12 protein-coding genes are annotated in these 13,264 nt (G+C 47.2%); 2 read left to right on the plus strand and 10 right to left on the minus strand.

Going from position 1 to position 13,264, the window contains the following annotated elements:
- Positions 1–125: 125 nt before the first annotated feature.
- The 7 genes from fusA to HMPREF3179_RS03870 form a co-directional block, all read right to left on the minus strand.
- Entirely contained in the window at positions 126–2,225 is a 2,100-nt protein-coding gene (gene fusA / locus HMPREF3179_RS03840) for an elongation factor G (RefSeq protein WP_070469786.1), read from the minus strand.
- Positions 2,226–2,240: 15 nt separating this feature from the next.
- Positions 2,241–2,711, minus strand: a complete 471-nt coding sequence (gene rpsG / locus HMPREF3179_RS03845; protein ID WP_018027264.1) for a 30S ribosomal protein S7 — start codon at positions 2,709–2,711, stop codon at positions 2,241–2,243.
- Positions 2,712–2,900: 189 nt separating this feature from the next.
- Positions 2,901–3,278: a 30S ribosomal protein S12 gene (gene rpsL, locus HMPREF3179_RS03850; RefSeq protein WP_018027265.1), complete on the minus strand. Its 378-nt coding sequence runs from the start codon at positions 3,276–3,278 to the stop codon at positions 2,901–2,903.
- A 443-nt stretch (positions 3,279–3,721) separates the two neighbouring features.
- The gene (locus tag HMPREF3179_RS03855) at positions 3,722–4,567 is read right to left on the minus strand and encodes an HpcH/HpaI aldolase/citrate lyase family protein (RefSeq protein WP_048767334.1); all 846 of its coding nucleotides are present in this window, start codon (positions 4,565–4,567) and stop codon (positions 3,722–3,724) included.
- A gap of 75 nt (positions 4,568–4,642) precedes the next feature.
- Positions 4,643–5,824: a CaiB/BaiF CoA transferase family protein gene (locus HMPREF3179_RS03860; RefSeq protein WP_070469787.1), complete on the minus strand. Its 1,182-nt coding sequence runs from the start codon at positions 5,822–5,824 to the stop codon at positions 4,643–4,645.
- Between the two features lie 59 nt (positions 5,825–5,883).
- Entirely contained in the window at positions 5,884–6,711 is an 828-nt protein-coding gene (locus HMPREF3179_RS03865) for an HTD2 family dehydratase (protein WP_070469788.1), read from the minus strand.
- A gap of 140 nt (positions 6,712–6,851) precedes the next feature.
- Positions 6,852–7,778 carry a LysR family transcriptional regulator gene (locus HMPREF3179_RS03870; protein WP_070469789.1) on the minus strand — a complete coding sequence of 309 codons (927 nt, stop codon included), beginning with the start codon at positions 7,776–7,778 and terminating at the stop codon, positions 6,852–6,854.
- Between the two features lie 122 nt (positions 7,779–7,900).
- Here HMPREF3179_RS03870 and HMPREF3179_RS03875 point away from each other — a divergent pair, with 122 nt between their 5' ends.
- Positions 7,901–9,061 carry an acyl-CoA dehydrogenase family protein gene (locus HMPREF3179_RS03875; protein ID WP_070469790.1) on the plus strand — a complete coding sequence of 387 codons (1,161 nt, stop codon included), beginning with the start codon at positions 7,901–7,903 and terminating at the stop codon, positions 9,059–9,061.
- Positions 9,062–9,071: 10 nt separating this feature from the next.
- A complete protein-coding gene (locus HMPREF3179_RS03880; RefSeq protein WP_070469791.1) occupies positions 9,072–10,418 on the plus strand; it encodes an MmgE/PrpD family protein in 1,347 nt (448 codons plus the stop codon).
- A gap of 42 nt (positions 10,419–10,460) precedes the next feature.
- Here the strand turns inward: HMPREF3179_RS03880 and HMPREF3179_RS03885 are convergent, their stop codons facing one another.
- The 3 genes from HMPREF3179_RS03885 to HMPREF3179_RS12490 form a co-directional block, all read right to left on the minus strand.
- On the minus strand, positions 10,461–11,282 hold the full coding sequence (locus HMPREF3179_RS03885) for an OmpA family protein (RefSeq protein WP_070469792.1): 822 nt from the start codon (positions 11,280–11,282) through the stop codon (positions 10,461–10,463).
- A 27-nt stretch (positions 11,283–11,309) separates the two neighbouring features.
- Positions 11,310–12,854 carry a YadA family autotransporter adhesin gene (locus tag HMPREF3179_RS03890; protein ID WP_052043681.1) on the minus strand — a complete coding sequence of 515 codons (1,545 nt, stop codon included), beginning with the start codon at positions 12,852–12,854 and terminating at the stop codon, positions 11,310–11,312.
- A gap of 65 nt (positions 12,855–12,919) precedes the next feature.
- Positions 12,920–13,264 (minus strand): YadA-like family protein (locus HMPREF3179_RS12490; protein ID WP_246824360.1); only part of this gene is annotated, 345 nt, incomplete at its 5' end.

The raw sequence follows: 13,264 nt of genomic DNA on the forward strand, positions 1-13,264 counted from the left end.
GGGGTTTGGTACGTTCAAACTTACCTTTTGCCATAATATTAAAATTCCAATCTATTAATTTTTAAAAATAATGTTACTGCACCGGCTTAAAGATGCAACCGATGCAGTATTTTAGCAACATTTAACTACGCACGAGAAGCAATTACTTCCTCAGCAACATTTTTAGGTGCTTCAGTGTAGTGTTTAAACTCCATTGAGTATGTCGCACGACCTTGAGTTAATGAACGGAGGTCGGTTGCGTAACCAAACATCTCAGCTAAAGGCACTTCAGCTTTGATGATTTTACCACCACCAGCCATATCATCCATACCCTGAACAATACCACGACGAGATGATAAATCACCCATCACCGTACCGGCGTAATCCTCAGGCGTTTCAACTTCAACCGCCATGGTAGGCTCTAATAGCACCGGATCCGCCTTGCGCATACCGTCTTTGAAAGCCATAGAAGCAGCCATACGGAATGCGTTCTCGTTCGAGTCAACATCGTGGTATGAACCAAAGAATAAGGTCACCTTAACGTCGACCACTGGGTAACCGGCTAACACACCCGCAGGAAGTGTTTCCTGAATACCCTTGTCAACAGCAGGAATAAACTCGCGTGGTACCACACCACCCTTAATCTCGTCAACGAACTCGTAACCACCACCTTGCTCTAACGGCTCAAGCTTAAGAACAACGTGACCGTACTGACCGCGACCACCCGACTGACGTACGAACTTACCTTCAACCTCGTCACATACCTTGCGAATTGTCTCACGATAAGCAACTTGTGGTTTACCGATATTTGCCTCAACGTTAAACTCACGCTTCATACGATCAACCAGTACCTCAAGGTGTAACTCACCCATACCGGAAATAATCGTTTGACCAGACTCTTCGTCAGAAGAAACGCGGAAAGACGGGTCTTCCTGAGCTAAACGAGACAAGGCAATACCCATTTTCTCTTGGTCAGCTTTAGACTTAGGCTCAACCGCTAGAGAAATAACAGGCTCAGGGAACTCCATGCGCTCAAGAATAATGTGATTATTCATATCACATAGCGTTTCACCGGTTGTTACGTCTTTAAGACCAACCACTGCGGCAATATCACCGGCCACAACCTCTTTGATCTCTTCACGGTTGTTAGCGTGCATCTGAAGAATACGACCGATACGCTCACGTTTAGCTTTTACTGGGTTATAAACGGTATCACCCGAGTTAATCACACCAGAGTACACACGCACGAAGGTCAATTGACCAACGAATGGGTCAGACATCAACTTAAACGCAAGCGCAGACATTGGCTCTTTATCGTCAGCTTTACGTGTAGCTGGGTTACCATCATCGTCCTCACCCTGTACTGGAGGAATCTCAGTCGGCGCAGGTAAAAACTCAACGACGGCGTCAAGCATACGCTGAACACCCTTGTTTTTAAAGGCAGAACCGCAAAGCATCGGTTGAATTTCGCAAGCGATAGTACGAATACGTAAACCCTTAACAATATCGGCTTCGCTTAAGTCACCCTCTTCGAGGTACTTTTCCATCAGCTCTTCATTTGCTTCCGCAGCTGACTCAACCATGTGCTCACGCCATTGCTCAGCATCAGCCTGTAACTCAGCAGGAATATCGCCGTACTCAAACTTCACACCGTTACTGGCTTCATCCCAGATGATGGACTTCATCTTGATTAAGTCCACAACACCAACGAACTGGTCCTCTGCACCAATTGGCAGAACAATAGGTACTGGATGCGCACGTAAACGATTTTTTAACTGATCGTAAACTTTTAAGAAGTTAGCACCAGTACGGTCCATCTTGTTAACAAAGGCCAAACGAGGTACGTGGTATTTGTTAGCTTGGCGCCATACGGTTTCAGATTGCGGCTGTACACCACCCACTGCACAATAAACCATGCAGGCACCATCAAGTACACGCATAGAACGCTCAACTTCAATCGTAAAGTCCACGTGTCCTGGGGTGTCAATCACGTTAATACGGTGCTCAGGAAACTGACCGCCCATACCGCTCCAGAAAGCAGTGGTCGCAGCCGATGTAATGGTAATACCACGCTCTTGCTCCTGCTCCATCCAGTCCATGGTGGCAGAGCCCTCGTGGGTCTCACCTAGTTTGTGGTTAACACCGGTATAGAAAAGAATACGCTCGGAAGTCGTTGTCTTACCTGCGTCAATGTGCGCAGAAATACCAATATTACGATATCTTTCAATAGGGGTTTTACGGGCCATTTTTGAGTCCTTAAATTACCAACGGAAATGAGAGAAGGCCTTGTTAGCCTCTGCCATTCGATGTACTTCTTCGCGTTTTCTCATAGCGCCGCCACGACCTTCAGCCGCATCCAGCAACTCGCCAGCCAAGCGTAAATCCATTGATTTCTCGCCACGCTTTTTGGCTGCTTCACGTACCCAGCGCATAGCTAACGCTAAACGACGCACTGGGCGAACTTCAACGGGAACCTGGTAGTTAGCACCACCCACACGGCGGCTCTTAACCTCAACTACCGGTTTAACATTATTAATTGCAGTGTTAAACACTTCTAATGGCTCTTTGCCGGTGGTGCTTTCAATTTGAGTTAAAGCACCGTAAACGATACGCTCTGCAACGGCTTTTTTACCGGAAAGCATAATAATATTCATAAATTTGGCAAGATCAACACTACCGTACTTTGCATCAGGTAGGATCTCGCGCTTGGGCACTTCACGACGACGAGGCATGTGATTACTTCCTATATTGTGTCAAATTCAGTTGAACTACTTTCGTAGCCATGGCTGTCTATTGAGAGATCAGCCCCTTACATCCGCAGAAAAAATCATCCGGCAGCTGCGGCTGCACGCTTACCCTCCAGGGGAGGAAGCAATACCTATCACTAGGCTTTTGGATTATTGATTGCTTTAAAAAAGCGATTAGGCACCCTTAGGACGCTTAGCACCGTATTTAGAACGGGCTTGTTTACGATCCTTAACACCTTGTAAGTCTAAGGCACCGCGCACGATGTGATAACGCACACCCGGCAAGTCTTTCACACGACCACCACGAACTAGAACAACAGAGTGCTCCTGTAAGTTGTGACCCTCACCACCGATGTATGAAATTACTTCATAACCGTTGGTTAGACGAACCTTGGCAACTTTACGCATCGCAGAGTTTGGTTTCTTAGGTGTGGTTGTATACACACGAGTGCACACACCACGTCGCTGCGGGCAGTTCTCGAGCGCCGGGCTCTTACTATTCGCGCGACTGGACTCTCGTGGCTTACGCACGAGCTGGCTTATGGTAGGCATGAGCTACAATCCTTAAAAAAAAATTTAATTTATTAGACATGGCAATTTAACGTACAGCCTTTATTGTACGCTTACGTAGCGTGGGCCAATGGACGTAAGAACCACTAAAAAACGACCCAAAATCCTAAGCAATTTCAAAAATCACTACCGACTTCTTAAGATAAAGATAAATCCACTAAACCCAGAATGTAAGAAGAAATTCTTTAGATAGACTAAGCTTGGAAATCATCCAAAGCAAAAGAGAGAGTCATGACTTTTTCACTGCTTAGCAAGCGACTATAACATTTTTTGAGCTTTTGCGCAATAAAAAAGCCTTAAAATACAGCGCCTTGTCTTTTAAACAAGACAGTTAGCGACACTGTCGACGTATTTTTAGTGAAGAGGTGCGAATATGGCGTCCATGAAGATGCCCCAGAGCTGAGCATCTTCATCCGCAACACAGATCAACGGGTGATCACCACCCCGTCGGTTTCTTTGAGAATCGCTTGGGCATGCTCGATCACAGGCTTATCAATCATCTCCCCATCCAATTGAAAGACTGAGTTCCCGAACTTCTTAGTCGCTTCCAACACCCGCTTAGCCCATGCTAAGTCCTCAGGCTTCGGCATAAAGACATCATGCACCACCTCCAATTGCTTAGGGTGAATACATAAACTACCGCCGAAACCCATTTCTTTGGCTAGCTTTAAGCGCTTTCTAAAACCCGCTGCATCCTGGAAATTAGGATACACCGTATCTAGCGGTGGATTAAGCTTAGCGGCGCGACTATGCAGGCAAATCTCCGCACGAATATGATTAATTAAACGCTTAGCGCCCTTGCTATGGCGATCTACCCCAAGGCTCAGGCACATATCCAATTCACCAAAGGACAAACGCGTCACGCCGTCAACAGAGCAGATATCCTTGAGATTAGTCACACCGGCGGCCGTCTCAATTAAAGGCACCACGGGCACCCCTAAGCGTTCCACTGGAATAATGTCTTTAGAACTTTCCGCCTTAGGTAAAACCACCCCTAAAATACTTTTATCAATACGACCTGCAAAGGCTAAATCATCAATAAACCAGGGTGATTTTGCGGAGTTAATACGCAAGAAAAAACGGCGACCGGGGTTGTCATTCGCCCAACGTTCAAGTTGCTGTCTGACGCTAAACTTCGCATCCGCCTCAACCGCATCCTCCAGATCCACAATCACGATACTGGCATCCGTTGCCAATGCTTTAGGAATCCGGTCTAAATTGGCTGCCGGTACAAAAAGCGCTGAACGAATATAAAAATTTTTCTTAGCCATCACTATCTCCTTTTTATTCAAAGTCTAAAGCAATTCCTTGGCTGTAACCATAAGGATTTACGCCAAATGCCTCGACTAAATCGTAGCTGCTTGACGCCATGACTCAATCTGCTCAGCCGAATAACCAAGCTCCTGCAGAATCGATTCACTATGCTCACCCAGAGCCGGCACCGGCGCCATGCGATATTCAAAGGCATTATTAAGTCCTGGTGGTAACAAGGCCGGAATCGTGCCCGCCGAGGTTGCTACCTCACGCCAACGATGACGCGCTTGCAGTTGCTTATGCTGCCAGACATCATGCATGGTATTGACCGCTGCATTCGCAATCTTAGCCTCTTCTAACAGATGAATGACTTGCTCTTTGCTAAGCTTGGAAAAGGCCTCCACAATAATGGCTTTGAGCTCCTCACGGTGCGCCGTGCGTTGACTATTACGAGCAAAGCGTGGGTCATCAGCCAAGGATGCTTGCTTTAATACCTGCTCACAGAACACCTTCCATTCGCGTTCATTTTGCAGCCCTAACATCACTACCTCACCACCCGCTACTGGGAATGGTCCATAGGGGTAAATCGCCGCATGCGCCGCACCCGCCCGCACTGGTGGCTCTGCACCTTCATAAGCATAATAGAGCGGAAAACCCATCCACTCCACCATACTTTCCAACATCGATACATCAATATGCGAGCCCTTGCCCGTTTTGCCACGCAATATCAAGGCGGATAAGATATTGCTATAAGCGTACATGCCTGCCGAAATATCAGCAATCGAACAGCCCGCCTTAGCCATCTCCTCGCCCGAACCAGTCACCGACACAAAACCCGACTCACTTTGAATCAACAAGTCATATGCCTTTTTCTGCTCATACGGACCGCCCACCCCATAGCCGGAAATATCACACACAATGAGTTGTGGATATTTTTCATGTAAATCCTCAAACGACAAGCCCAGACGTGCCGCCGCCCCCGGCGCCAGATTCTGTACCAACACATCCACTTCTGGTAGGATACGCGCTAGAATCTCTGCCGCAGCCTCAGACTTCAAATCCAGCGTCAAGCTTTCTTTGGAGCGATTAATCCACACAAAATGTGAGGCTAAGCCATTGACCCGCTCATCATAGCTACGTGCAAAATCACCCACACCCGGTCGCTCAACCTTAATCACGCGTGCGCCCAAATCGGCCAATTGACGCGTACAAAAAGGTGCCGCCACCGCATGTTCAAAACTCAATACCGTAATCCCATCCAAGGGCCTAATCATAATTATTCCTTTCTATTTAAAATATCTTTGCGCTAGACAATGAAGTCATCTGCGAACATTTACTTAAACTGTACGTGAGCTTTTTGCGCATAGCTTCCTCCCTGCTGCGCCCACAACTCAGCTTGATTTGCGTCTAGCAACTGGCCTTCAACCCTAAATGGCTCCGGGCTAATCAAAGGACGTACGCCACGGAAACTGAATTGGCTCACCACCTTATCGGGATGTGCCTCAGTAAAAGCCTGCAACACTTTGGTCGCAATTAAAGGACCGTGCACCACCAAGCCCGGATAACCCTCAACCCCATTAGCATAAGGGTAGTCGTAATGAATGCGATGACCATTAAAGGTGACCGCAGAATATCTAAACAGCATCACCGCATCTGGTCTTACCGTTTGTGACCATTCGGCCTTGGGTGCCATCTCATCGCCGACTAGCTTCGGTGGGCTAGGCTCACGGTAAACAATATCCTGCTCTTCAATCAGGCAAACCTGACCTTCTTGCTCATAAATGTGCTCCAGGGTAACGAATAATAATTTACCCGTACGTCCCTCTTTTTCAATCACCGATTTAATTGTTGTGATACGTTCGGCTTCCTTGCCAATCAATAAATCTTGTACAAAATTCAAACGACCACCAGCCCACATCCGATTGCGATTATCCGCTGGTGGCAAAAAGCCGCCCCGTGCAGGGTGACCATCTTCACCCAAGCCCTTTAATGGTAAGGGATCAACAAAAAATGCCCAATGCCACAATAAAGGTAAAGGCTCACCCTCGTCCGGCACAGGTGCATTCACACTAAATGCGATTTTTTTAGTATGGCTAGCGCTAATAAACTCAGCAACGCGCTCCTGCCGCCCCACCCAGTCTTGTAGATTAATCTCTGTCATCGTCTCTACGCCTTTAATACGATAAAATTATGAACCTAAATGATCATGCCCCATACCGCCAAATTAGTGAATTGCGCTTCACTAAACCCGCACTTTATTAGATTGAAAGAGGATAGTTTGTGCCATCCCTATGAACCCTGCTAGCCCTCGCACTGCCCTTCATCTGCCTCTGCCAACAACAAATCCAATAAAGGCTGTGCAAAGCTTGGCAAGGCCTCATTTGCTCTTAAACATACCTGCAACTGCCTATCGGCCCACCCATCCGCTAAGGGCACCTGCACCAAATCCATCCTTTCGGCATAACGCGTAATCGCAGTAGCCGGAATAATACTGACCCCGACCTTTGCCGCCACCATCCGACAAACCGCCTCAAAACTACTGACTTCCACTCGGTACTTTAAGCTACGCCCTAAATTACTTGCCGCCTTACGCAAGAAACTATGAATTGCACTCCACTCTGATAAACAGACATAACTCTCATCTAAAGTATCCGCAAAGCTAATCGACTCTGCCTGACTTAAGGGATGCGAAGGGTGCGCCACAAAACTTAATTTATTTACTCGATACGGTAAGTAGCGCACATTACTGCTTTTCATCACCGCCTCATCCAAACCGGCGACAATCCCAATATCGGCATGACCCTCCGTTACTGCTTGCACAATTTCCAAACTTAAACGCTCACGCAATTCAACACTCACCTCCGGCTGCAAGGCCAGATAACGCCCTAAAATCTCCGGCATAAACTCACTCATCGCCGTGGTATTGGCGTAGACTCTGATTTTGCCGCGAATACCCGTAGCAAACTCCTTCATATCCCCACGCAAATATTGCAGCTGCTGTGATACCCGCATCGCATGCTCCACAAACACTTCACCTGCCGGGGTCAGCGTCACACCCTGACTGCTGCGATACAAAAGCTCAGTACCCATGCTTTGTTCCAAATTCTTAATCCGATGACTCGCCGCTGGCAGCGATAAAAAAGTGCGCTCCGCCGCCTTAGTTAGGCTTTTAACCTCGGCAATATTGAGCATTAATCGCATATCGGTTAAATCAAAATGCATGGACATGAATTCGCTTCCTTGAATTTTTTTAAAGACAAACTTTATCAATTGACAATAGCCATATTAATAGAGATAAGGCATAGTGGGCTAATACGATTTATAAACTTGCTACTTAATGCTGAAATAACATGATAAGAACTGACGATAAATACCAAGATATTCGCGATGCCATTCGCGATTTATGTAGTGAATTCCCCGCCGAATACTTTCGCAAAGTTGATGAAGAGCGCAGCTACCCGAGCGAGTTCGTCAAAGCACTCACGGATGCAGGTTGGCTAGCAGCACTAATCCCCGAGGAGTTCGGTGGCTCTGGTCTCAGTTTGACAGAGGCCTCTGTTATTATGGAGGAAATTAACCGTAACGGGGGTAATTCTGGTGCCTGTCACGGTCAAATGTACAATATGGGCACCCTACTGCGTCACGGATCAGAGGAGCAAAAGCGTCTTTATTTACCAAAAATCGCGTCTGGTGAATTGCGTCTGCAATCCATGGCAGTCACTGAGCCTACGACCGGTACCGATACGACCAAGCTAAAAACAACTGCCGTTAAAAAAGACGGTCGCTATGTGGTAAATGGTCAGAAGGTCTGGATCTCGCGCGTGATGAACTCCGATTTGATGATTCTCTTAGCCCGCACCACCCCGCTAGAGGAAGTACAACGTAAAGCGGACGGTATGTCCATTTTTATTGTTGATATTAAAGAGGCCATGGCCAATGGAATGAGTGTGCGCCCTATTCCCAATATGGTAAACCACGAAACCAATGAGGTTTTTTTCGACAATCTTGAAATCCCCGAAGAAAATCTTATCGGTGAAGAGGGCAAGGGTTTCCGCTATATTCTAGATGGTCTAAATGCCGAGCGCACCTTAATTGCCGCCGAATGTATTGGTGACGGCTATTGGTTTATTGATAAAGTCACGGCCTATGTTAAGGAGCGTGAGGTCTTTGGTCGCCCCATTGGTCAAAACCAAGGTGTGCAATTCCCCATTGCCAAAGCCTTTATTAATATTGAAGCAGCAAGCCTAATGCGCTATGAAGCGGCGCGCTTATTTGATGAGCACAAAGCCTGTGGTGCCCAAGCTAATATGGCGAAATTACTAGCAGCGGACGCTTCTTGGGAAGCGGCGAATGCCTGCTTACAATTCCATGGCGGCTTTGGCTTTGCTAATGAGTATGATGTTGAGCGCAAGTTCCGTGAGACCCGACTCTATCAGGTCGCACCGATCTCAACTAATCTAATTTATTCATTTATTGCCGAACACGTGCTTGGTCTACCCCGCTCTTTCTAAAAGGTTTTTAATGAATACATCCAGTTATGTGATTGCGGAGTTTGCAGCAAACCTGCAATTTGAAGATATTCCTACTGAGGTAGTGCGTCGCTGCGAGGATTTGCTACTTGATACCTTGGGTTCAATGTATGCTGGCTCAACTGAAGCACCTGTACAAAAAATCGCTGCCTTTGCTAAAGAACAAGGACCAGCGGATGGTAGTGCTCAGTTAATTCCTAGCGGTCAAAAAACTAGCCCCTACTTTGCAGCGATGGTTAATGCTGCCGCAGCGCATATGGTGGAGCAAGACGATCTGCATAACAGCTCGGTTTTTCATCCTGCTTGCGTGGTCTTCCCACCGGCTTTAGCCATGGCTCAAGACTTAAATGCCAGCGGCAAAGCGCTCTTGACTGCCTGTGTGGTGGGTTATGAAGTGGGTATTCGTGTCGGTGAGTTCTTGGGCCGAAGTCATTACAAAGTCTTCCACACCACAGCAACCGCCGGTACCATCGCTGCCGCTGCCACGGTGGGTCGCTTGCTCGGTCTGACGACAGCACAAATGCAAGATGCTTTAGGTAGCGCCGGAACTCAAGCCGCAGGACTGTGGGAGTTTTTAAAAACCGCGGCCGACTCCAAGCAATTACATACAGCTAAAGCCGCCGCCAACGGTTTGATGGCAGCTTCATTAGCGGCTAAGGGATTTAGCGGTGCTGAGGATATTTTTGATGGTGAAAAAGGCATGGGCAAGGCCTTTAGCCAAGCACCACAAAGCGATAAATTAGTTGCCGGCTTAGGCCAGCGTTGGGCCCTTTTGGAGACCTCATTTAAATACCACGCCTCCTGCCGCCATACTCACCCTGCTGCCGATGCGCTATGGGCCGTAATGCAAAAGCATAACTTAAATGCTGATGACATTGCCGGGGTGCAAACCTTTGTGCATCAAGCGGCCATTGATGTGCTGGGCGCCGTGGATAAGCCTGCCACCGTACACCAATCGAAGTTTTCCATGGGCACGGTGCTAGGCGTTTTGGCTTATAACGGCTTTGCCGGCTTGGATGAATTTGAAGCAGCCTTAGGTGATGCACGTATTGATGCTTTCCGTCAAAAAGTTACGATGCAGCTCGATCCTGAGGTGGATGCTGCTTATCCTGATAAATGGTTAGGTAAGGTAAAGGTCTTGACCAAGGACGGTCGTGCACTTGAAGCATTTGTTAGCGATCCCAAAGGCGATCCGGGCAATACCTTAAGCCGTGATGAAATCGAAGAAAAAGTCAAACGCCTAGTGAGTTATAACACGGCAGGTACCAGCGAAGATGCGACACGCATTATCGCTTGGACTTGGGGATTGGCAGCGGGGCAGAGTGATTTACCCCTGTAAAAACAAGGGCGACTCAATGAGTCGCCCTAATCATTTAGCTAATTACTTTTTCTGTCCTGAACCGTCAACCGAAATTTCCACTCGACGATTAGGCTCTAAGCAAGCAATATAAGCGTTACGTGACTGTGAACTATCGCACTCTTTCACAGGCTGCGTCTTACCCATACCTTGGGCACTAATCAACTCAGATGATACGCCACGCTGAATCAGGTAGTTACGCACGCTATCAGCACGACGCTGTGAGAGATTCATATTGTAGGCATCGTTACCCAATAAATCCGTATGACCGTAAACAGTAACACCTTTTAGTACATCAAAGCTCTGAATCTTAGCGGCCAGCTCATCTAATTGACGACGTCCCTCAGCACGCATAGAGGAAATATCCGACTTATCAAAGGCGAATAACGCATTTGCCGCAATGGTATAGCGCTGTGGCCCTACCGCCCCTGGAGGGCATACCGCATCTACTGGGTCAACTGGACGCCAGAAGAAGCTGCGGGTAAAGTAGTCACGATCATAAAGGGCCTTAAACTGGCACGTGGTCACATCATTGGTCCCCTGACCTGGTGTATGGAAGTGGAATAAATAATCCCACTCACGCACCCCGGCAAAGCCTTCACCAAAATGTGGGCGACCGAGCAAGTAATACAACTGATCCTTGGTCATGCCAGCCTTCACCTCTTTTAATGCGCTTAAATCGGGGAAGGTACCCATTTTATTATTAAAGGTCACACGATCCACCTCTGGCCACACCGGATCATCGGTCATACCATGCTCGTCAACCTTGCTAAGATTACCACAAGCTGCTAATGATAAAGCGGCCAGAATGGCTGCTGCTTTAAGTTTATGTTGTAACAAAAACATTGTTTTTCTCCTATAAACCACTAAATATTACCACTGATAGCCAATTGCTGCATTGGTGCCGACACGACCATGCGTGGCTGTTGAAACAGACCCCTTAAGAATCCATTTACCATTGTCTGAGATGCGTGATACGCCAGCAGCAAATCCTGTTTGACTACCATAATTACCCGTACCTAAGGCAACTAAGCTTTTACCCGGGATATATGCCTGCGGCAAGCCCGCTACCGCCAAGGCCGTAGCCGTGCCAGCATCAGCACGTCTTTCAAGGCGCTTCTCCGTTTCATTGATACGCTGATCAAAGTCATACTTCAATTGCGTTATCTGATTCGTCATATTTCTCTCGACCTGCTTTAACTGCGAGACATTCACTGCATCCATATCATCGGTACCTGGGGCCAGATTTGTGATCTTATTACCGCCCATATTGATACCGGTCCCACCCTCTTCTGGTGGACGAATAATGACACCATCAAAAGTCGGCGTTTTCTTCATCGCCACAATAATTGAGGTATCGCCAGGCACCAACTGATAATACGGTTCAGCGTCATAGGGTGGATGCCCCACACCACCAATCGCAGAATAATCGATCTCACCGAGTGTGAAGAATTTATTCTCCTCCCTCAATAAATAACCGAATAAATCCTGCATATTATTAATTTCCTCACCGGTATCCGCAACCTTAAATTTTGCACCCTCGTAAGCCATGGATCGCATCACCTCATCCAAAGAGTAAGGATAATCGTCCTCCCCATTAACCTTTTCAAATAACTGCCTAAATGAGTAATTGTCTTGGTCGTACAAAGTGTCAAAATTTTCACCATACCCAGTGGGAAACACGATCTTATCAGGGGCTTTAAAATTACCTTTTTCATCCTGACAACCCGGCACTAGACTGCTTGAACATGCTAAATAAGAAACAAAGGATTGATAGGGTAATTGGGACTCGATCCTTGCAGTAGTTGCCTCAGCCTCCTCACCATAAGAATATCGCAAAAATGACTGCATAGCCTGATAAGCAGCGCTTAATTCTGGGAAACGAGTCCATGTGTTTGGATCACTTAACTTGACCGGATTATCCCAGAGTGCTTGTCGTGTAAATAGCTGTTGGCGAGGAGTTGATGCAGCACGGCTTTGAGCGTTGGCGGCTGTGCGGAGGGAGGTCTCTTGATAAACATCATCAAAATGTCCTTCGGGAAACAACGGCAGTACTTCGATCTTATATGGCTTGTGATAAATCTTGGTCATGATGTTTTCACCCATATCAAAATCAGACCAATTCTTTAGATTACCGTTGCTATCATTTTTGCTGCCTTGAACGGTGAGAATACCCGATGTATAAGGTATGGTATTACCAAGACGCTCATCGGCCACATTGGCATAATGCCCCCTACCGACAGCAAATGGAGCTAATGCTGCGGCTGTGCCAAACCAGAGTGGTCCCCCGGATGACCTACCATCACCAGGATAATAAGCTACGGCCTGTGTACTAAGCGATAAAGAAGCCAACGCCACACTTATGGTCAAGGCGTTTTTATAAAAACCACGACCTATCGCTGAAGAAAACTTACTCATGATAATTCCTCACAATATCAAAATGCTGCACCAAAGACACTGTACTTCCACTATAAGCCACTAAATTACCACTGATAACCAAGCATTGCATTGGCACCAACATGACCATGCGTGGCGGTCGAAACAGACCCCTTAAGAATCCATTTACCATTATCTGAGATACGTGATATGCCAGCAGCAAACGCTACTTGACTACCATAACTACCCGTGCCTAAGGCAACTAAGCTTTTACCCGGGATAAATGCCTGCGGCAAGCCCGCCACCGCTAAAGCCGTAGCCGTACCGGCATCAGCACGTCTCCCCAAGCGCCTCTCCGTATCATTTAAACGCCTATCAAAGTCATGCTTCAATTGCGTTACCTGATTCGTCATAGTTGTCTCGACCTGCTTTAACTGCGAGACATTCACTGC

Source organism: Oligella sp. HMSC09E12, from assembly GCF_001808505.1.
Taxonomy (GTDB): domain Bacteria; phylum Pseudomonadota; class Gammaproteobacteria; order Burkholderiales; family Burkholderiaceae_B; genus Oligella; species Oligella urethralis.

Coding starts and splice junctions, on each gene's coding strand:
- fusA (WP_070469786.1), bottom strand. CDS start 2,225: ATGGCCCGTAAAACCCCTATTGAAAGATATCGTAATATTGGTATTTCT.
- rpsG (WP_018027264.1), bottom strand. CDS start 2,711: ATGCCTCGTCGTCGTGAAGTGCCCAAGCGCGAGATCCTACCTGATGCA.
- rpsL (WP_018027265.1), bottom strand. CDS start 3,278: ATGCCTACCATAAGCCAGCTCGTGCGTAAGCCACGAGAGTCCAGTCGC.
- HMPREF3179_RS03855 (WP_048767334.1), bottom strand. CDS start 4,567: ATGGCTAAGAAAAATTTTTATATTCGTTCAGCGCTTTTTGTACCGGCA.
- HMPREF3179_RS03860 (WP_070469787.1), bottom strand. CDS start 5,824: ATGATTAGGCCCTTGGATGGGATTACGGTATTGAGTTTTGAACATGCG.
- HMPREF3179_RS03865 (WP_070469788.1), bottom strand. CDS start 6,711: ATGACAGAGATTAATCTACAAGACTGGGTGGGGCGGCAGGAGCGCGTT.
- HMPREF3179_RS03870 (WP_070469789.1), bottom strand. CDS start 7,778: ATGTCCATGCATTTTGATTTAACCGATATGCGATTAATGCTCAATATT.
- HMPREF3179_RS03875 (WP_070469790.1), top strand. CDS start 7,901: ATGATAAGAACTGACGATAAATACCAAGATATTCGCGATGCCATTCGC.
- HMPREF3179_RS03880 (WP_070469791.1), top strand. CDS start 9,072: ATGAATACATCCAGTTATGTGATTGCGGAGTTTGCAGCAAACCTGCAA.
- HMPREF3179_RS03885 (WP_070469792.1), bottom strand. CDS start 11,282: ATGTTTTTGTTACAACATAAACTTAAAGCAGCAGCCATTCTGGCCGCT.
- HMPREF3179_RS03890 (WP_052043681.1), bottom strand. CDS start 12,854: ATGAGTAAGTTTTCTTCAGCGATAGGTCGTGGTTTTTATAAAAACGCC.